This window comes from Type-D symbiont of Plautia stali, from assembly GCF_001485335.1.
GTDB lineage: Bacteria > Pseudomonadota > Gammaproteobacteria > Enterobacterales > Enterobacteriaceae > Pantoea > Pantoea vagans_C.
Map to the genome: position 1 here is coordinate 13,222 of NZ_BBOC01000021.1, position 18,594 is coordinate 31,815.

Here is an 18,594-nt window from a genome sequence, read left to right on the forward strand (position 1 = left end):
ACCTTTTGCAAGGTAAAACACTCCAAGATTTCGTTATTGATAAGATTGATGATCTTAAAGGTCAGGACATCATTGCTGTCGATGTTCAGGGCAAATCCAGCATCACCGACTGCATGATTATCTGCACCGGCACCTCCACGCGCCACGTTATTTCGATTGCCGATCACGTGATGCAGGAATCACGTGCAGCTGGCCTTAAGCCATTGGGCGTAGACGGTAAAGCTGCCGCTGACTGGGTCGTGGTTGATCTCGGCGAAGTGATCGTTCACGTGATGCAGGAAGAGAGCCGCCAGCTGTATGAGCTGGAAAAGCTCTGGAGCTAAGCGTTGAAACTTCAGCTTGTCGCCGTCGGCACCAAAATGCCGGATTGGGTTCAGACCGGTTTCATGGAATATCTACGCCGTTTCCCCAAGGATATGCCGTTTGAACTGACCGAAGTCACTGCCGGTAAACGCGGCAAGAACGCGGACATCAAACGCATTCTGGAAAAAGAGGGCGAAGCGATGCTGGCTGCCGTGGGTAAAGGCAATCGCATTGTCACGCTGGATATTCCAGGTCAGCCGTGGGAAACGCCCCAACTGGCGCAGCAGCTTGAGCGCTGGAAGCTGGACGGCCGCGATGTCAGCTTGCTGATCGGCGGTCCGGAAGGACTGGCGCCGGCGTGTAAAGCCGCCGCCGAACAGAGCTGGTCGCTTTCTGCGTTAACGCTACCGCACCCGTTAGTGCGCGTGTTGGTGGCGGAAAGTTTGTATCGTGCCTGGAGCATTACGACGAATCACCCTTATCACCGTGAATAAACGCCTGACAACCTCCAGACAATAAACGCAGCGGATGAAATTACAGAGCAACGCCTTTCGCGACTACACTGCTGAACAGAAACTCTTTGTCCGCCGGGCTCTGGTGGCTTTTGTTGGCATTTTTCTCCTCTCCAGCGTGCTGGTGGTAAACCTCTATCACCTGCAAATCCTGCGTTTCGACGATTACAGCACCCGTTCAAATGAAAACCGCATCAAGCTGGTGCCCGTGGCACCGAGCCGCGGCATCATCTTTGACCGTAACGGCGTGCCGCTGGCGCTGAACCGTACGATCTATCAGGCGGAGCTGGTGCCAGAAAAAGTTGATGATCTTAAGCAGACCTTGCAAGACCTGCGTCCGGTGCTGGATCTGACTGACGACGATATCGACGCCTTTGAAAAAGAGCGTAAGCGCTCGCGCCGCTTTACCTCCATTCCGGTGAAAACCGCACTGAACGAAGTCCAGGTAGCGCGCTTTGCGGTGAACCAGTACCGCTTCCCCGGTGTGGAAGTCAAAGGCTATCAGCGCCGTTATTATCCTTACGGCCAGACCCTGACTCACGTGGTGGGTTACGTATCAAAAATCAACGATCGTGACGTTAAACGGTTGGATGATGAAGGGAAATGGCCTAACTATGCCGCAACGCATGATATCGGTAAGCTGGGCATCGAAAACTACTATGAAGATGTGCTGCACGGCAAAACCGGCTATGAAGAGGTTGAAGTTAACAACCGAGGGCGCGTGATCCGGCAGTTGCATGAACAGTCCCCTCAGGCTGGACGCGATATCTATCTCACCGTCGATTTGAAGCTGCAGCAGTATATTGAAACCCTGCTGACCGGCAGCCGCGCAGCAGTGGTGGTGAGCGATCCACGCACCGGTGAAATTCTGGCGCTGGTGTCGACGCCAAGTTATGACCCCAATCTGTTTGTCGATGGTATCTCCAGCAAAGATTACAAAGCACTGCTGGGTGACGAGAACCGTCCACTCTATAACCGTGCGTTACAGGCATCCTATCCGCCTGCATCCACCGTTAAACCTTATGTCGCCGTGTCCGCACTCAGTGCCGGCGTGATTAACCGTAATACCAGTTTGTTCGATCCCGGCTGGTGGCAGTTGCCAGGTTCGGAAAAGCGTTACCGCGACTGGAAAAAGTGGGGACACGGCCGGCTTAACGTCACCAAATCGCTGGAAGAATCCGCCGATACCTTCTTCTATCAGGTTGCCTATGATATGGGCATTGATCGCCTGTCCGAGTGGATGACCAAATTCGGTTATGGCCATCGTACCGGTATCGATCTGCCGCAAGAAAGCCCAGGCAACATGCCAACCCGCGAATGGAAACTGAAGCGCTTTAAAAAGCCCTGGTATCAGGGTGACACCATTCCAGTGGGCATCGGGCAAGGTTACTGGACGGCGACGCCCGTACAGATGAACAAAGCAATGATGATTTTGATTAACGATGGCGTAATCAAAGTGCCCCACTTGCTGCGCGCCACCCGTGAAGGGCAAACCATGGTGCCTTATCGTCAGCCACCCGATGCCCCGATTGGTGATATTCACTCCGGCTATTGGGAAATCGCCAAAGACGGTATGTATGGCGTGGCGAACCGCCCCAACGGAACCGCACACAAAAGCTTTGCTGACGCGCCTTATAAAATCGCCGCAAAATCAGGTACTGCGCAGGTTTTCGGCTTGAAAGAGAACGAAACCTATAACGCCCATAAGATTGCCGAGCGGTTGCGCGACCATAAACTGATGACGGCTTTCGCGCCCTATGACAAACCGCGCGTGGCGGTCACCATGATTCTGGAGAACGGCGGTGCCGGCCCTGCGGTAGGTACTGTAATGCGCCAGATTCTCGACCACATAATGTTAGGCGACAACAATACCGTGCTGCCTGAAGCCGCACCGACGCCGCCTGGCTACGAAGGTGAATAAAGATGTCCATGAACGATAGCCCGCAGAAACGATCGATCTGGACGCGTATCCACATCGACCCGATTTTTATGCTGATCATCCTCGCGCTGCTGACCTACAGCGCCATCGTGATCTGGAGTGCCAGCGGTCAGGACCCAGGTATGATGGAGCGTAAGCTCGGCCAGATCGCGATGGGCGTGATTATCATGCTGGTGATGGCACAGGTGCCGCCGCGCGTCTATGAGAGCTGGGCGCCGTATCTCTATATTGTCTGCGTAATATTGCTGGTGGCCGTTGATGCCTTTGGACATATCAGTAAGGGCGCACAGCGCTGGCTGGATCTGGGATTTGTGCGTTTTCAGCCCTCGGAGATTGCCAAAATTGCGGTGCCGCTGATGGTCGCGCGCTTTATCAACCGTGACGTCTGCCCCCCTACCCTGAAGAATACCGGCATCGCGTTAGTGCTGATTTTCATGCCGACACTGCTGGTGGCAGCGCAGCCGGACTTGGGTACATCTATTCTGATTGCCGCATCGGGTCTGTTTGTGCTGTTCCTGTCAGGCATGAGCTGGAAGCTGATCGCGGTGGCTGTGCTGCTGGTTGCCGCGTTCATTCCCGTTCTGTGGTTCTTCCTGATGCACGACTATCAGCGTGACCGCGTCATGATGCTGCTGGATCCAGAAAGTGATCCACTCGGCGCGGGCTATCACATCATCCAGTCAAAAATTGCGATAGGTTCCGGTGGGCTGCGCGGTAAAGGCTGGCTGCACGGCACGCAGTCGCAACTTGAGTTTCTCCCTGAACGCCACACCGACTTTATTTTTGCCGTGTTAGCAGAAGAACTTGGCCTGGTCGGGGTGTTGCTGTTGCTGGTCCTGTATCTGTTGCTGATTCTACGCGGGCTGATTGTCGCAGCCCGTGCACAAACCACTTTTGGTCGTGTAATGGCCGGCGGTTTGATGCTGATTTTATTCGTTTATGTTTTCGTTAACATTGGCATGGTAAGTGGTATCTTACCCGTGGTCGGCGTACCGCTACCGCTGGTGAGCTACGGCGGATCGGCATTGATTGTGTTAATGGCCGGATTTGGCATCGTGATGTCGATCCATACTCATCGAAAAATGTTATCTAAAAGCGTTTAAGAGGCTGCACATGCGTAAGGATTGGCTTGGGGTTGTACTCGCGTCACTGGTACTGGCTGCCTGTTCCACACCGGAACAGCAGACTAACACGGCACCGCCACAACCGGCCTATAACGGCCCGGTGGTTGAGATCCCAGGCGTGGAGCCACGCTATGAACCGATCAATCCGTCCACCAGCCAGGATTACAGCGTTAACGGTAAAAATTACCGCGTGATTCAGGATCCGTCGAATTACAGCGAAATCGGTCTGGCGACCTGGTACGGTGACGAAGCCAAAGGCAATCGTACTGCCATTGGTGAGTCCTACGATCCAGACGCCATGACCGCTGCACACCCGACGTTGCCACTGCCAAGCTATGTGCGCGTGACTAACCTCGCCAACGGTCGTCAGATTGTGGTGCGCGTGAACGATCGCGGCCCTTATACGCCGGGTCGGATTATCGATTTATCCCGTGCCGCAGGCGATCGTCTTAACATCTCGAATAACACGCGCGTGCGTGTGGATTACATCAAAGTCGCGCCGGATGGCTCGGTTTCCGGTCCTGGCACCATTGGTACGACTGTTGCTAAGCAGAGCTATGCCCTACCCGCACGCCCTGACTTGGGCGGCGGCATGGTGATGATGGGCGGCAGCAGCGCTAATACCACACCAGCCCCTGCCCCGCAGGATGTCCGCGCGGTGGATAACAGCACGCTGCAAAGCAACGGCAACATGGGTGCGCCAGTACAAAGCAGCGGTTTCCTTGGTGCACCACAGCCGTTAGCCAATGGTGTACTGGAAGGCAGTGAACCCGCGGCTACGCCTGCCCCTGCGGCAGTTGCGGCGCCGGTGGCGGCCAGTGCTGCCCCCGTGAGTCAGAATGCTCACGCTGGCAGCGGTTATGTGGTACAGGTCGGCGCCGTCAATGACGCGGCACGTGCCCGCCAACTTGCCACCAGCCTGGGCAAACGTTTTGGTGTGCCGGGCAGCGTTGAGGCCAACGGTAATGTCTATCGCATCCAGCTCGGGGGTTACAAAAGCCGAGCTGAAGCCGCAGCGTTACAGCAGCGTCTGACCACTGAAGCACAGATGAGCTCATTTATTACCACTGCCCGCCCGTCAATGTAACGGGCAGTCAATTTTACCGCTGATACTGATTTGCAAAGCAAGATGTCGCCCGATCGGGCGTTTGCTATAGTAAGGCACTTTTTTCACTCTTAGCCCACGGATGTTGTAGTCCTTAACATGAATACGCTGAAACCTTCTCGTTTTCTGAAACGCCTGACAGTGGGATCACTGGTCGCCCTCTCTCTCAGCCATGCCGCATTTGCGGATGATGTTAATCTTAAGACGATGATCCCGGGCGTACCGGAAATCGATGCTGAAGCTTATGTGCTGATGGATGCCAACTCCGGCAAAGTGCTGGCGGAAAAGAACGCGGATGCACGCCGCGATCCCGCCAGCCTGACCAAAATGATGACCAGCTACGTGATTGGTCAAGCGGTCAAAGCCGGTAAAATCCATAACGATGACATCGTCACCGTGGGGAAAGATGCCTGGGCAACCGGCAACCCGGTGTTCAAGGGTTCATCACTGATGTTCCTGAAACCTGGCGATCGCGTACCGGTTTCCCAGCTGACGCGCGGCATCGTGCTGCAATCGGGTAACGATGCTTGTGTGGCAATGGCGGACTATGTCGCCGGTAGCCAGGACGCCTTTGTTAGCCTCATGAACAACTACGTTAACGCGCTGGGTCTGAAAAATACCCACTTCCAGACCGTACACGGCCTGGACGCTGAAGGTCAGTACAGCTCACCACGTGATATGGCGCTGATTGGTCAGGCACTGATTCGTGACGTACCGGACGAATACGCGGTTTACCGTGAAAAAGATTTCACCTTTAACAATATCAAACAGATGAACCGTAACGGTTTGCTGTGGGATACCAGCCTGAACGTGGACGGTATCAAAACCGGTCATACTGATGCCGCTGGTTACAACCTGGTGGCATCCGCTACTGAAGGCCAGATGCGTCTGATTTCTGCGGTAATGGGTGGTCGTACTTATAAAGGCCGTGAAACCGAGAGCAAAAAACTGCTGACCTGGGGCTTCCGCTTCTTTGAAACCGTAGCACCACTGAAAGCGGGTAAAGAGTTTGCTTCTGAGCCAGTGTGGTTCGGTAACAGCGATCGTGTGCAGTTGGGCGTGGAAAAAGATGCCTATCTGACGATTCCTCGCGGCCGCATGAAAGACCTGAAAGCCAGCTATGTGCTGAACAACACCGAACTGCATGCACCGCTGCAGAAAAATCAGGTCGTGGGCAGCATTAACTTCCAGTTAGATGGCAAAACCATCGAACAGCGTCCGCTGGTGGTACTGAACGAAGTGCAGGAAGGCGGCTTCTTCGGTCGTATCATTGATTACATCAAACTGATGTTCCATCACTGGTTCGGTTAAGATCAGCTTGAAAAAACGCCCGTCTGGTACAATATAAATACAATCCCCGTATCAAACGTGTAGGGGAGGCCTTCTGGCCTCCCTTTTTAACTTTTTTGCACCACCCGTAAGGGACGCATTTTTGCCTCCCGAATTATCTGTTAAGCACCGGAGTCAACATGAAAACCAAACTGAATGAACTGCTCGAATTCCCTACCCCCTTCACTTATAAAGTCATGGGACTGGCGCAACCGGAGCTGGTTGATCAAGTGGTTGAAGTGGTGCAACGTCACGCGCCAGGCGACTATACCCCGGCGGTGAAGCCCAGCAGCAAAGGCAACTATCACTCCGTCTCCATCACCATTACCGCCACGCATATCGAACAAGTTGAAACCCTTTACGAAGAGTTAGGCAATATCGAAATCGTGCGTATGGTTCTGTAATACCCACGCTGGCAAAGGCAGCTTTGCCAGCGTTATACTCAGCCCTTCACTCTTTACCGGATTTCCGCTTTGTCAGCTAACATGCTTCTTGTTCGTCAACTGGGCCTGCGCGACTGGCAGCCCGTCTCCGATGCGATGCATCAGTTTACCGATCAACGCGACCCGCACACTGCCGATGAACTCTGGCTGGTGGAGCATCACCCGGTGTTTACCCAAGGCCAGGCCGGTAAAGCAGAACATCTGTTGATGCCCGGTGACATTCCGGTAGTACAAAGCGATCGCGGCGGTCAGGTGACCTATCACGGACCTGGTCAGCAAATCATGTATGTGCTGATTGACGTCAAACGCCGTAAAATGGGCGTGCGTGAACTGGTGACGGCGTTAGAAGAGACGGTAATCAGTACACTGGCGGACTACGATATTTCCGCGCGGGCGCGCGCCGATGCGCCCGGTGTGTATGTGGGTGATGACAAGATTTGCTCGCTGGGATTGCGCATCCGCAAAGGGTGTTCCTTCCACGGGTTAGCCTTAAACGTGGCCATGGATCTCGCTCCCTTCTTACGCATCAATCCGTGTGGCTATGCGGGCATGCAGATGACCCAGCTCAGTGCAACCCAGCCCGGCGTCACTCCGGGCGATGTGCAACCGCGCCTGGTGCAGCATTTCGCGCGATTAACCGGTTTTAGCCAGCTGGAGTGGAAAAATGAATCAGCGGTCTGACCTTGACTGTCTGTGCTGATTTACAAAATTGTAACTTTTGCACGGGCTTATCGGCTGCTTATACGCAGACGAGATGATATAATTTTTGCCATATTTTCAAATAAAGTTGAAAGCCTGGTTCTCAGTTTGAGTGAGGAAGCTTTCAAATCGCAATCCCGACCGGAACCTGCAGATTTATGAGTAAACCAATTCAGATGGAACGTGGCGTCAAGTATCGCGATGCCGACAAAATGGCGCTGATTCCGGTGAAAACCGTGATGGTCGAGCGTGAAGAAATTCTGCGTAAGCCGGAATGGATGAAGATCAAACTGCCTGCGGACTCAAGCCGCATTCAGGGAATCAAAGCCGCCATGCGCAAAAATGGTCTGCACTCGGTGTGTGAAGAGGCGTCCTGCCCTAACCTCGCCGAATGCTTCAACCATGGCACCGCCACCTTTATGATCCTCGGCGCAATTTGTACCCGTCGCTGCCCGTTCTGTGACGTAGCACATGGCCGCCCCAATGCGCCTGACGCCAACGAACCGCTGAAGCTGGCGCAAACTATTGCCGATATGGCACTGCGCTATGTGGTCATCACCTCGGTGGACCGCGACGATCTGCGTGACGGCGGTGCTCAGCACTTTGCCGATTGCATCACCGCGATCCGCGAGAAAAGCCCAAGCATTAAGATTGAAACGCTGGTGCCTGATTTCCGTGGTCGTATGGACCGCGCACTGGAAATTCTGACCGCAACCCCACCGGATGTGTTCAACCACAACCTGGAAAACGTGCCGCGCGTCTATCGCCAGGTGCGTCCTGGTGCCAACTATGACTGGTCACTGAAACTGCTGGAACGCTTTAAAGAAGCCCATCCGGATGTGCCGACCAAGTCTGGTTTGATGGTAGGTCTGGGTGAAACCAATGCAGAGATTGTTGAAGTGATGCGCGATTTGCGCCGTCATGGTGTCACCATGCTGACACTCGGCCAGTACCTGCAGCCAAGCCGCCACCATCTGCCGGTACAGCGCTATGTCAGCCCAGCCGAGTTCGATGAGATGAAAGAAGAAGCCATGGCGATGGGCTTTACCCATGCCGCCTGCGGTCCGTTCGTTCGCTCTTCTTACCATGCAGACATGCAGGCGAAAGGTCTGGAAGTAAAATAATCCGCCATTTTGGCCGCAGGCTAATGACCTGTGGCCGTTTTTTCGGCAGCCAGAAAAACAAAAACCAGACTGGAAGCAGTCTGGTTTTTTTATTAACGTCATAAATATTTACATTTATATACGTTCGACGTTGGAATTACTCTTTGTGACTGACGCGTTCAGCCGGCGCTTCTTCAGCGGTGCTTTTGGTTGCGGTGGATTCATCGTCTTTCATGGCTTTCTTGAAGCCTTTGATTGCGGAACCCAGATCGCCACCCAGTGAACGTAACTTGTTGGTACCAAACAGCAGTACGATAAGTGCACCGATGATCAGCAGTTTGGCAATGCTGAAACCTTCCATACTTTACCTTTCAACCTTAGCGAAAAACATACATGACTATTAACGCGCAGTTTATCACCTGTCACAAATGGAATCTGTAACAGATTACGATTAACCTACGCGTGGCACTAAATGAAGCGGCTCAGAAATGCCTGGGTACGTGGATGCTGAGGATTGCCAATCACCTGCTCTGGGCTGCCCTGCTCCACCACCACACCCCCATCCATAAACACCACCCTGTCAGCGGCTTCGCGCGCAAAACCAATTTCGTGCGTCACCACAATCATGGTTAAGCCTTGGTCTGCCAGCGTTCGCATGGTGGCCAGCACTTCGCCCACCAGCTCGGGGTCCAGCGCCGATGTAGGCTCATCAAACAGCATCAGCGCCGGTTTGATCGCCAGTGCACGCGCAATCGCCACGCGCTGTTGCTGGCCGCCTGAAAGGTGACGTGGCCAGGCATCGGCTTTATCACTCAAGCCCACGGTTGAAAGCAGTTCCCGAGCGTGCTGCAGCACTTCCTGACGCGGATACTTATGCACGCCAATCGGTGCTTCGATAATGTTCTGCATCACCGTCATGTGCGGGTAAAGATTAAACTGCTGAAACACCATGCCGATTTTCTGGCGTTGATGGGCAATCTTGCGTGCCGACAAGCGGTGCAGAATACCGCGCTTCAGCTCGTAACCGATCTGCTCGTCACCCACCATAATCGAGCCCGCATTCATATCTTCCAGATGGTTAATGCAGCGCAGGAAAGTCGATTTACCCGATCCCGAAGGCCCGAGGATCACCACTACCTCGCCCGGAAACACATCCAGATCGATACCCTTCAGTACTTCATTATCGCCATAACTCTTCTGCACATTGCGCGCACGGACCAGCGGCTGAACGTCACTCATACATCCTCCTTCAGTCGGTGTGCGGCGGCGACCGCTTTATCGGTATTGGCAGTACGGCGTTTATTCACTACCACGGTGCGTTTAGTACCACGTGCGTAGTAACGCTCAATGGCGGACTGGCCCACGTTGAGAATCGAAGTGATGAACAGATACCAAATCACTGCCACCATCAGCATCGGGATAATTTCAAAGGTACGGTTATACACAGCCTGCACAGAATAGAGCAGGTCGCCCATCGCAATTACACTCACCAGCGAGGTGGCTTTGATCATGCTGATCAACTGGTTGCCTGTTGGCGGAATGATCGAGCGCATCGCTTGTGGGATGATGATGCGACGCAGCGCACGGCTGCGGCTCATACCAAATGCCTGAGTGGTTTCCACCTGTCCATTGTCCACTGACAGCAACCCTGCGCGAATGATCTCGGCCATATAAGCCGCCTCATTCAGTGCCAGACCAGCGATCGCAGCCGTTAACGGCGTGATCAGATCGTTGGTATTCCAGTGAGCAAAGGTGATGTCCGTCCAGGGCACGGTGATGGAAATGGACGGAAACAGCGTTGAAAGGTTGTACCAAAAAATCAGCTGCACCAGCAGCGGCGTTCCACGGAAAAACCAGATGTAGAGGGAAGAGATACCACTCAACAACTTGTTATCAGACAGTCGCCACACCCCTAACACCAAACCTAACAGCGTCCCGAGGATCATTGAGACCACGGTCAGGCCCAGCGTCACCTGAAGCCCTTTCATCACCGAGCCTTCAGTGAACCACTGCAGCACCACTTTCCACTCAAAATTGGGATTGGTCGCCACTAACCAGAGAAAGTTAGCGGCAATCACCAGTACCACAATCCAGGAGATCCAGCGCCCATAGGTGGGCGCACTGCGGGCAAAAGCCACATCGCGCTGCTGCACGTCGGCCTTATCCCTGGCTCGCGTATTGTGGTTGAGCGGACTCATTTTGCCGTCCCCTGCGCCAGATTACGTCCCGGCTGCTGCAGAATATTGCCGTCGAGTTTCCATTTTTTCATGATCGCCGCATAAGTGCCGTTGGCAAACAGCTCTTTATAGGCATCCAGCACCACATTGCCCAGCTCGGAGCCTTTCGGCACCACAGTGCCCTGGAAGATATCGCCGAAACCGTTTTTCTGCCCTTTGCCCGACAACTCGAGTTGGCCATTCGCCTGCTCGATGAAGTAAGTCAGCGGCGCCTGTGACGAGAAGAATGCATCGGAACGTTTTGAACGTACCGCCAGAATCGATGACGGCTGGTCGGTGAAGGATTGCACCTGCACCGCTGGTTTGCCCGCAGCCACACAAGCATCAGACTGCTTACGGATCACCTGCTCTGCCGAACCCGCCGCCATCACCGCGATGCGTTTACCGCAGGTATCCTCAAGACCATTGATCTTCGCTGGGTTGCCCTTCTGCACACCGAACACCACGAACTCCTGCACGAAGTCGATAAAATCGACCTTCTGCTGACGGTCCGGATAGTCACCAATCGGGCCAATCGCCATCTGGTAACGACCTGAATTGATGCCAGCCAATACGCCAGATAATCCGCTGACGGTAGCATGTTCAATTTTCACGCCGAGCAGCTGTGCCAGCGCCTCGGTCAGGTCGGCAGACGCGCCATCCATTGAGTGAGGGCCATTCACAATCTCATAGGGAGGGAATGATCCGTTGTTTACCGAAATCATTTTTCCGGCGCTTTTAATTTCAGCAGGCAGACGATCGTGTAAAGCCTGATCAACTTTCTGCGTTGGGATGGCATCCGCTGCCTGAACGACGCTTACGGTCAGGCCCAGAGCCAGCGCGATAGCGGTTGCAAGTGTTTTCATTGGCCAGTTTCCCCAAAGTCTATCAAAGTGGTTTCAATTCAGGACGTGCAAAACGGCGGTTTTCCAGCACCGGTAATACGCTGCGGGCGTAAGCAATGCGTTGTGGATCGAGGTCGGCAAACACCAGCGCGGCAGACTCAGGCGCTTTAGCAATGGCCACACCGAGCGGATCGACCACCAGGCTGTTACCGATGTTGCGCGGGCCACATTCGCCCACGGCCACCATGTAGCAGGTGTTTTCCAGGGCGCGTGCGGTGCAGAGCAACTCCCAGTGCATCTCTTTCAGTGGACCTTTCACCCATGCGGCAGGCAGCACCAGCACGTCTGCGCCATCCAGCACCAGGCGACGCGCCAGCTCCGGGAAACGCACGTCGTAGCAGGTCATCAGGCCCACTTTCATCCCTGCAACTTCAACCAGCGGAGGGATCACATTCCCTGGATTGACGCGCTGAGATTCCTGCATCGCAAAGGCATCGTAGAGGTGTAATTTGTCGTAAGCGGCAATGATTTCGCCGTTACGGATGGCAATCAGCACGTTCAGCGCTTTGTTGCCTTCAGTTGGCACGTGCACGCTCATCATGGTGGTTAAGTCATTACCTTTGCTCACCGCCAGCAGCTGCGTCACAAAAGGGCCATCCAGGGGTTGCGCCGCTTTCAGTACCAGGTCTGGGTCGGCAATATCACGCGCCAGCACACCTTCAGGCAGTACCAGCAAATCTGCGCCACCCGCCAGCGCATTGTTCATCAGACCGATGCAAATATCGGTGTTTTCCTGCCATTCACGGCTGACAGCAAACTGTCCCATTGCAACTTTCATCATCACTCCCCTTTCGCGACGGCCGGGAAAATCGCTTCCGGCGTCAGCAATGTTTTGGTTAAGCCTTGTTGGAACAGCTCGTTGGCAAAATCGGCGATCATCTTTTTGTTAGTTGAGAATCCGTTTTGATTCCAGTCGGCCGGTAATTCCTGCGCGGTACGTCGCAAATCATCCAGCAACCACGGCGTGGTATCCGCATACTTCTCACGTTTCTTCATCCACATCTGGTACGACCGATCGATAATTTCGCTTAAGGCCTGTGGCAACCAGGGATGCGCTTCTGCCAACGCCGGTTTCATCGCCAGAATGTGAATGCCAGGCACATAACCAACGCGGTTAAAGTAGTCGCGCTCGGCAGTGGCAAAGTCGGCCTGCAGCTGACGTAAACCGGAGTCTTTCAGGAAGAAGCCCTCAGGCATAAACGGCGTGAATACCGCATCCAACTCGCCCGCTTTCAGCAGGTCGATCAGCGGTCGCTCACCCGGAGCAGGCTCGATGCGGCCCGGACGGCCAAAGCCCGCCAGACGGTCCACAATCGGGTGATCTTCGGTCAGACGGCCCGCAAACCAGTAGGCATCATCAATGTCTACACCCGCTTCACGCAGTACGGTACGCGTCCAGGTATTGCCGGAATCCTGCCACCCCGTGACACCAATCTTTTTGCCTTTCAGCTGTGCAGGCGTGGTGATGGGGCTGTCAGCGGTGGTGATAATGCAGCGCTGACGAAAGCCCCGCATCAGGAAGTGCGGCAGGCCCAGCAACGCGTAGTCACCTCTGGCACATGCCTGAACATAGCGGCTGAAGGAGACTTCACCCGCATCGTATTTGTCGCTGGTTGCGAGGTTATCGACCAGCGTACCTACGCGGTCAATCTCCAGCGTAAAGCCTTCTGGTTTGATATCGCCGAGTGCTAGCGGGGTAAAATAATCCCAGTCACGCACCGCCAGTCTGATGGTTAACATATCTGTACTTCCCCGTTTTCTGCCAGCCAAGGCATTGTTTATTTTTTAATCAAATAATGCTTGAAATTGAGTCTAAAACGCGAATACTAATCTGAACAATCAATTCTTTGTTACTGAACAAATGATTTTCTTATGACGCAAAATGTAGACGTAGAGTGGCTTAGCCAACAGATTGATGACGCTTCGGTGAAGGGGATTACTCACGCCACTTCAACTCTGATTCGTGACGGGGAAATCGCGGTGGGTATGCAGATGCCGGCGGTACGTGAACTGGCAGAACGGTTGGGCGTCAGCCCGGCAACCGTATCTGCTGCCTGGGCGCAGTTGAAGAAGCAGAAAGTGCTGGCGGGAAAAGGTCGCAGTGGTGTCTGGGTCTGTGGCAACAGCGTGCTGCCCCGCCCGATTCGCTTTGAAAAAATTGGCAATTACGGCGAAAACATTAAAGCGTCACTGGCGATGGCGTCGCCGGACCCTGCGCTGCTACCGGACCTCAGACAGGCGATGCTGGCGGGCATTACCTCAACCGATCTCAACAGCTATCAACGTGAGGCGATCTCGCCGCAGTTACAGGCTGCGATCCAGCCGCGCTGGCCCTATCCGGCACAGGCCTGGCTCGCCACCGATGGCGGATTTGATGCCATGAACCTGATCGTGCAAACCTTGCTGTCGCCTGGCGATCGGGTCATCATCGAAGATCCGACGGCCACACGCCTGTTGGATATGCTGGATAATATCGGCGCAGAAATTTTACCGCTGCCCTGTGACGAGCAAGGCCCGCTGCCTGCCGTATTAACCACGCATCTGCAAAAGTCACCGGCCATGTTTATCTATCAGCCGCGCACCCATTCAGCAACAGGGCACAGTGTCACCCAGCGCCGCAGCGCCGAACTGGCCCGCGCGTTGGCAAACAGCAACACCCTGATAGTGGAGGATGACGGCATCGGCGACCTGTCACGCTGGCCGGTCTGGAGCCTGGGCTTTCACTTCCCGGAACGCGTTATCCACGTCCACTCGTTCTCCAAAGCCTATGGCCCGGATCTCCGGCTGGCAGTGCTGTCCGGTACGGCAGATATGGTGAAACGATTACAGTCATGGCGTAACTTTGGCGTGAGCTGGACCAGTCGAATTTTGCAAGACGCCGTGGCATGGATGCTGACTGATGACACCACGCAACAGTGTATCCAGCGGGCAAAAACCGCCTATGCACAGCGCCGCCAACAGCTGCTCGCGGCACTGGCGGCTCGTGGAATGGTGCTGGAAGAGCGTGATGGGCTCAGTGTTCTGATTCCGGTGGAGTCAGAACAGTACGCGATGATTACCTTAGCTGCACGTGGCATTGCCGTGCTGCCAGGTGAGCGCTGTAGCATTAACAGTCGGCAATTTATCCGCGTCAGCGCCGCGCTATTGCCATTCGAACAGCTGGACAGCATCGCAGACGCTATCGTCATCGCCTCAGGTCGAGAACTGAAAACTACCCCAGATCTTTGATGTGATAGCGCGGTGACTCCACATAGCCTTCTCTCGAATAAAACTGATTCGCTTTAAGGCGGGATGAGTGACAATGCACTTCCATCCGGTCACATCCGCGTTTTATCGCCAACTGCTCAGCGTGATTGAGCAGCTGCTGCCCACTGCCCTTGCTGCGTTCGCCTTCGGCAATACAGAAATAGCTAATACGCGCGAAGTCGCCAGAGAGGGCCAGTTGTGGAATGAAATGCAGTGAGAGAAAGCCCAAAACCTGATTGCCATGCTCCGCCACCAGCAATATCTCATCAGGATGGTTACACAGCTGGGCTAAACGTGAATCAATAAATTTTTCCGTGCCGCTGTAACCCAGCTCAGTTAACAGCGCACTCAACGCAAAACTGTCTTTTGCTTGAGCCTGACGTATGTTCATCCTGCCTCCTCATAAGTCCCTGACTGCAGTTATATAGCGTTGTTCAGCAAAAAGCTGCAAGTAAGGATTGTTATGAGAATGTTACTGATATTATCTGTGAGATACGCCGCAGAATGTGCCTTGTCATCGGAGTGTCACGGCAATTTAAGGTTGGCTTAACCTGGCTTTGCCATGCTGGAGGAAATGAATTTCCGAGGCATAAGCCATGAAAAATTTAGTCCCACGTACGTTGAATGAACTTATCGCTACCAGCGTCGCGATCGCTGCCGTGCTGGCCTATGCGCACACCTGGTGGCAGATGTAAAATTAAGGCGAAAAAAAACCCGCCATTAGGCGGGTTTTCAGAATTCTAACTGTTAACTTACAGAGCGATAACGTTAGCAGCAGATGGGCCTTTAGCGCCGTCAGTGATTTCGAACTCTACACGCTGACCTTCAGCCAGAGTTTTGAAACCATTGCTCATGATTGCAGAGAAGTGTACGAATACATCTTTGCTGCCATCTTCTGGAGTAATGAAACCGAAGCCTTTCGACTCATTAAACCACTTAACGTTACCTTTGATCTTGGACATCTATATTACCTTTACATGAAAAATGGACACTAAACTGTGTCGACGTGTAGTACAGCAATTGCGGTGACATTTGTCCAGTGCGAATTGATGAAAAAGTGATAAATATTGATTTTTTCCACCTCCTTCACACTTTCTGACGCTTTTCACCGTTTAAAACGGGAATCTCAGCCAGGCAAAATAGACATTGCCATTATTATAAGTCTCTGGAATATAAGTCATTTGGAAAGTGGCTGGCCCGTATCCGATTGATGCTAATGATAAAATCAACGGAACAGGGATATAGCACCAGTTATCTCCCCCCGTTACACCCGCGGTGTAGCCTGCTGCGATGTGGGAGCTTTGGTCGTTTAAGGGACACCATGTTGCCTTTTCACTCCAACGGGAAACGCACCGCCTGCCCCCCCGGGGACAAGAATGGTATTTTTTCATGTGTTGAACATCCAAAGCCAAACGGCTATGCCAGGTGAGGATGAGTCAGCAATAAACGCAAAGTTAGCCGTATTTTAATGATAAGCAGGTGCAAAAAATGCACACCACCCGTGATAGTTGAATCATGATATAAGTTAATATTCAGCCACTTAGCCCTGATCATTTACATCGTAAACAAATTAATTAAATTTATGAATTGAACTCAAAGAACGAATGAGATAAATCTCATCTTTCCAGGAAGGAGAGAGGGGAATATTGAGATGACCATTCGCTGTAGCCACTGCGGTTGCGTTAAATTCTTTTTCACGTTGCCTAAGCGTGAAAACAACAGTGCACCTCGTCACCATGGGGCTTGCTGCGCAGGCTGTGGTAAGCCAATCAATCAGCAAGATCTGCATCCGCCGCTGCTAACCTGTGATGAGTGGGCCGCGTCGCGCGCCGAATAAATTTAGCAGGCACCCAAAGGTGCCTGTTAGTGTTAGAAAATCAGTTTAAACACGCCAGTAATCGTCAACAGTCCCACAATAAAGATGATGGCAATGATCCACAGGATTATTTTCATTATTCGCTCCTTCAGTGATGAAAAATAACGCGTCGCCATTCCAGTATAGATGATCATTCTGAGTTCGCCGCCGACTGCGAGCCCTGTCACGTAAGAGGATGGTTGTTACTTTCACTTCAATTAAATTTCTGCGAGACCGGTCGCAGGTCGCAATTTCCCCCCTCGTCTGACCGCACAAGGCAGCCTCGAACTGTCTAAAATTAAAGCGCCTCTAGCAGGCCTCAATTGTTATCACTGCCTACGTAACAAGGAGATCTTATGAGCACGATTAATACCAGCATGGGGCGTTACAGCCTGAAGGCAAAGGATTATGGCAACCACATCAGTGGCAGTTTTGCCATCAATGATGAGGGGGGCACACAACTCACCATGCAAGAGTTTGAAGAGCACTACCTTGACGATGTCGTCAACAATGTCATTTATCCTGTCACGGGTGGGAACCGTGAAATTACCCGCGCTTTGCGTGAACAAATGGTTAAAGCCGGCTTTGAACAGCCACACTAAGATTTTGGGCCACGGTTTGTGGCCCTTTGCTTCTAAAACCCTTACTTGCGGTTATTAATGTTTTCGGCGCAGGATGCCTGATTAATGATGACATGGAGATTGACCGCGTGAGTGCCCTCTATCGTATTTCCCCTTCCCAGTTGCATCAGTTTGTCCAAGCCATTTGGTTGCACGCAGGCAGCAGCGCTGAAGAGTCGCGTCTGGTTGCCGATCACCTGGTCGCCGCGAATCTGGCAGGCCACGATTCACATGGCGTCGGCATGATCCCCAGCTATATGAACTCTCTGTCTCAGGGGTTTCTGCAGCTTAACCAGCACGCCACCATCGAAAAAGATGCGGGTGCCGTTATCACGCTGCACGGCCACAACGGATTTGGTCAGGTTGCAGCACACGAGGCCATGCAGCACGGTATTGAGCGTGCAGCGAAGTTGGGTATTGCGGCGGTTGGGCTGCATCACTCGCACCATATCGGCCGTATTGGTCACTGGGCGGAACAGTGCGCGGCGGCGGGGTTTGTCTCCTTCCATTTCGTCAATGTGATGGGTGATCCCATGGTTGCGCCGTTTAATGGCAGCGATCGTCGTTTTGGCACCAATCCGTTCTGCGCCATCTTCCCACGTCGTGACGCCAAACCGCTGCTGCTCGATTTCGCCACCAGCGGCATTGCCTTTGGCAAAACACGCGTGGCCTGGAATAAAGACCAGCAGGTTGCGCCGGGTTATTTAATCGATCATCAGGGCCAGCCCACCACGGAACCAGGTGTGATGCATCAGGCCCCCTATGGCTCGCTGATGCCGTTTGGCCTGCATAAAGGCTATGCACTGGCGACCATGTGCGAGATTCTCGGTGGTGCGCTTTCCGGTGGCCGCACCACCCACGATGCCACCCTGGTCAGCAGCCATGATGCTATTTTCAACTGCATGACCACGATTATCGTCAATCCCGAGGCGTTCGATGCCCCTGCGATGCAGGAAGAGGCGGAATCTTTCCTTGAGTGGGTGAAACGTTCACCACAAAGCGGTGATGCACCGATTCAGGTGCCAGGCGAATGGGAGGAGCAGAATCGCGTTGATCGCGATCGTGATGGCATTCCGCTGGACAGTAATAGCTGGGAGCAAATCTGCGCGGCTGCACTTACCGCCGGAATGCCCGAAGAGGAGTTAGCGGCCTTCCGTGCCCTGGCACAGTAGACCGCTGGCATAAGGCTGAGGTG

General features: G+C 53.5%; 21 protein-coding genes and 1 pseudogene. 12 read left to right on the forward strand and 10 right to left on the reverse strand.

Features of this window, described 5'->3' with window-relative positions; translation table 11 throughout:
• Window positions 1–5 precede the first annotated feature (5 nt).
• From rsfS to lipA, 9 genes are all read left to right on the forward strand, one after another.
• Complete coding sequence (gene rsfS / locus PSSD_RS08895) at window positions 6–323, forward strand: ribosome silencing factor (RefSeq protein WP_058970733.1); 318 nt, start codon at window positions 6–8, stop codon at window positions 321–323.
• 3 nt (window positions 324–326) lie between these two features.
• Window positions 327–797, forward strand: coding sequence for a 23S rRNA (pseudouridine(1915)-N(3))-methyltransferase RlmH (gene rlmH, locus PSSD_RS08900; RefSeq protein ID WP_013357098.1), 471 nt, complete (start codon window positions 327–329; stop codon window positions 795–797).
• A 34-nt stretch (window positions 798–831) separates the two neighbouring features.
• On the forward strand, window positions 832–2,736 hold the full coding sequence (gene mrdA / locus PSSD_RS08905; protein ID WP_039330521.1) for a peptidoglycan DD-transpeptidase MrdA: 1,905 nt from the start codon (window positions 832–834) through the stop codon (window positions 2,734–2,736).
• Between the two features lie 8 nt (window positions 2,737–2,744).
• Window positions 2,745–3,857, forward strand: a complete 1,113-nt coding sequence (gene mrdB, locus PSSD_RS08910; protein WP_039330589.1) for a peptidoglycan glycosyltransferase MrdB — start codon at window positions 2,745–2,747, stop codon at window positions 3,855–3,857.
• 10 nt (window positions 3,858–3,867) lie between these two features.
• Entirely contained in the window at window positions 3,868–4,965 is a 1,098-nt protein-coding gene (gene rlpA, locus PSSD_RS08915) for an endolytic peptidoglycan transglycosylase RlpA (protein ID WP_058970736.1), read from the forward strand.
• Window positions 4,966–5,082: 117 nt separating this feature from the next.
• Window positions 5,083–6,294, forward strand: a complete 1,212-nt coding sequence (gene dacA / locus PSSD_RS08920; RefSeq protein WP_039330524.1) for a D-alanyl-D-alanine carboxypeptidase DacA — start codon at window positions 5,083–5,085, stop codon at window positions 6,292–6,294.
• A gap of 158 nt (window positions 6,295–6,452) precedes the next feature.
• Window positions 6,453–6,716, forward strand: a complete 264-nt coding sequence (ybeD, locus tag PSSD_RS08925; RefSeq protein ID WP_039330526.1) for a DUF493 family protein YbeD — start codon at window positions 6,453–6,455, stop codon at window positions 6,714–6,716.
• 69 nt (window positions 6,717–6,785) lie between these two features.
• Window positions 6,786–7,436 carry a lipoyl(octanoyl) transferase LipB gene (gene lipB, locus PSSD_RS08930; protein WP_058970739.1) on the forward strand — a complete coding sequence of 217 codons (651 nt, stop codon included), beginning with the start codon at window positions 6,786–6,788 and terminating at the stop codon, window positions 7,434–7,436.
• 176 nt (window positions 7,437–7,612) lie between these two features.
• Window positions 7,613–8,578, forward strand: coding sequence for a lipoyl synthase (lipA, locus tag PSSD_RS08935; RefSeq protein ID WP_039330529.1), 966 nt, complete (start codon window positions 7,613–7,615; stop codon window positions 8,576–8,578).
• A 136-nt stretch (window positions 8,579–8,714) separates the two neighbouring features.
• On the opposite strand, the gene tatE is transcribed toward lipA, so the two are convergent.
• The 6 genes from tatE to PSSD_RS08965 form a co-directional block, all read right to left on the reverse strand.
• On the reverse strand, window positions 8,715–8,918 hold the full coding sequence (gene tatE, locus PSSD_RS08940; RefSeq protein ID WP_034829040.1) for a twin-arginine translocase subunit TatE: 204 nt from the start codon (window positions 8,916–8,918) through the stop codon (window positions 8,715–8,717).
• A 107-nt stretch (window positions 8,919–9,025) separates the two neighbouring features.
• Window positions 9,026–9,796, reverse strand: coding sequence for an amino acid ABC transporter ATP-binding protein (locus PSSD_RS08945; RefSeq protein ID WP_039330531.1), 771 nt, complete (start codon window positions 9,794–9,796; stop codon window positions 9,026–9,028).
• Entirely contained in the window at window positions 9,793–10,755 is a 963-nt protein-coding gene (locus tag PSSD_RS08950; protein WP_058970743.1) for an amino acid ABC transporter permease, read from the reverse strand. The genes PSSD_RS08945 and PSSD_RS08950 overlap by 4 nt, the downstream gene beginning before the upstream one ends.
• A complete protein-coding gene (locus tag PSSD_RS08955; RefSeq protein ID WP_039330533.1) occupies window positions 10,752–11,639 on the reverse strand; it encodes an ABC transporter substrate-binding protein in 888 nt (295 codons plus the stop codon). The genes PSSD_RS08950 and PSSD_RS08955 overlap by 4 nt, the downstream gene beginning before the upstream one ends.
• 22 nt (window positions 11,640–11,661) lie before the next feature.
• Complete coding sequence (locus tag PSSD_RS08960) at window positions 11,662–12,456, reverse strand: deaminated glutathione amidase (RefSeq protein WP_039330534.1); 795 nt, start codon at window positions 12,454–12,456, stop codon at window positions 11,662–11,664.
• Window positions 12,457–12,458: 2 nt separating this feature from the next.
• Window positions 12,459–13,418 carry an ABC transporter substrate-binding protein gene (locus PSSD_RS08965; RefSeq protein WP_058970746.1) on the reverse strand — a complete coding sequence of 320 codons (960 nt, stop codon included), beginning with the start codon at window positions 13,416–13,418 and terminating at the stop codon, window positions 12,459–12,461.
• A 132-nt stretch (window positions 13,419–13,550) separates the two neighbouring features.
• Between PSSD_RS08965 and PSSD_RS08970 the strand changes: the two genes are divergently transcribed.
• Complete coding sequence (locus PSSD_RS08970; RefSeq protein WP_058970749.1) at window positions 13,551–14,906, forward strand: aminotransferase-like domain-containing protein; 1,356 nt, start codon at window positions 13,551–13,553, stop codon at window positions 14,904–14,906.
• On the opposite strand, the gene PSSD_RS08975 is transcribed toward PSSD_RS08970, so the two are convergent.
• The 4 genes and pseudogenes from PSSD_RS08975 to PSSD_RS28570 form a co-directional block, all read right to left on the reverse strand.
• Entirely contained in the window at window positions 14,890–15,315 is a 426-nt protein-coding gene (locus PSSD_RS08975) for a GNAT family N-acetyltransferase (protein WP_058970752.1), read from the reverse strand. The genes PSSD_RS08970 and PSSD_RS08975 overlap by 17 nt on opposite strands.
• Window positions 15,316–15,676: 361 nt before the next feature.
• A complete protein-coding gene (cspE, locus tag PSSD_RS08980) occupies window positions 15,677–15,886 on the reverse strand; it encodes a transcription antiterminator/RNA stability regulator CspE (RefSeq protein ID WP_034829024.1) in 210 nt (69 codons plus the stop codon).
• 150 nt (window positions 15,887–16,036) lie between these two features.
• Window positions 16,037–16,354 (reverse strand): annotated as a pseudogene (locus PSSD_RS26515) (lipid IV(A) palmitoyltransferase PagP); the annotation flags it as partial.
• Between the two features lie 439 nt (window positions 16,355–16,793).
• Window positions 16,794–16,934: a small membrane protein YohP gene (locus tag PSSD_RS28570; RefSeq protein ID WP_500812362.1), complete on the reverse strand. Its 141-nt coding sequence runs from the start codon at window positions 16,932–16,934 to the stop codon at window positions 16,794–16,796.
• 201 nt (window positions 16,935–17,135) lie between these two features.
• Between PSSD_RS28570 and PSSD_RS08990 the strand changes: the two genes are divergently transcribed.
• Window positions 17,136–17,381 carry a hypothetical protein gene (locus tag PSSD_RS08990; RefSeq protein WP_058970758.1) on the forward strand — a complete coding sequence of 82 codons (246 nt, stop codon included), beginning with the start codon at window positions 17,136–17,138 and terminating at the stop codon, window positions 17,379–17,381.
• A gap of 107 nt (window positions 17,382–17,488) precedes the next feature.
• Window positions 17,489–18,571: a malate/lactate/ureidoglycolate dehydrogenase gene (locus tag PSSD_RS08995; RefSeq protein ID WP_058970822.1), complete on the forward strand. Its 1,083-nt coding sequence runs from the start codon at window positions 17,489–17,491 to the stop codon at window positions 18,569–18,571.
• Window positions 18,572–18,594: the final 23 nt, after the last annotated feature.

Coding starts and splice junctions, on each gene's coding strand:
- mrdA (WP_039330521.1), top strand. CDS start 832: ATGAAATTACAGAGCAACGCCTTTCGCGACTACACTGCTGAACAGAAA.
- mrdB (WP_039330589.1), top strand. CDS start 2,745: ATGAACGATAGCCCGCAGAAACGATCGATCTGGACGCGTATCCACATC.
- rlpA (WP_058970736.1), top strand. CDS start 3,868: ATGCGTAAGGATTGGCTTGGGGTTGTACTCGCGTCACTGGTACTGGCT.
- dacA (WP_039330524.1), top strand. CDS start 5,083: ATGAATACGCTGAAACCTTCTCGTTTTCTGAAACGCCTGACAGTGGGA.
- ybeD (WP_039330526.1), top strand. CDS start 6,453: ATGAAAACCAAACTGAATGAACTGCTCGAATTCCCTACCCCCTTCACT.
- lipA (WP_039330529.1), top strand. CDS start 7,613: ATGAGTAAACCAATTCAGATGGAACGTGGCGTCAAGTATCGCGATGCC.
- tatE (WP_034829040.1), bottom strand. CDS start 8,918: ATGGAAGGTTTCAGCATTGCCAAACTGCTGATCATCGGTGCACTTATC.
- PSSD_RS08945 (WP_039330531.1), bottom strand. CDS start 9,796: ATGAGTGACGTTCAGCCGCTGGTCCGTGCGCGCAATGTGCAGAAGAGT.
- PSSD_RS08950 (WP_058970743.1), bottom strand. CDS start 10,755: ATGAGTCCGCTCAACCACAATACGCGAGCCAGGGATAAGGCCGACGTG.
- PSSD_RS08955 (WP_039330533.1), bottom strand. CDS start 11,639: ATGAAAACACTTGCAACCGCTATCGCGCTGGCTCTGGGCCTGACCGTA.
- PSSD_RS08960 (WP_039330534.1), bottom strand. CDS start 12,456: ATGAAAGTTGCAATGGGACAGTTTGCTGTCAGCCGTGAATGGCAGGAA.
- PSSD_RS08965 (WP_058970746.1), bottom strand. CDS start 13,418: ATGTTAACCATCAGACTGGCGGTGCGTGACTGGGATTATTTTACCCCG.
- PSSD_RS08970 (WP_058970749.1), top strand. CDS start 13,551: ATGACGCAAAATGTAGACGTAGAGTGGCTTAGCCAACAGATTGATGAC.
- PSSD_RS08975 (WP_058970752.1), bottom strand. CDS start 15,315: ATGAACATACGTCAGGCTCAAGCAAAAGACAGTTTTGCGTTGAGTGCG.
- cspE (WP_034829024.1), bottom strand. CDS start 15,886: ATGTCCAAGATCAAAGGTAACGTTAAGTGGTTTAATGAGTCGAAAGGC.
- PSSD_RS28570 (WP_500812362.1), bottom strand. CDS start 16,934: ATGATCATCTATACTGGAATGGCGACGCGTTATTTTTCATCACTGAAG.
- PSSD_RS08990 (WP_058970758.1), top strand. CDS start 17,136: ATGAGCACGATTAATACCAGCATGGGGCGTTACAGCCTGAAGGCAAAG.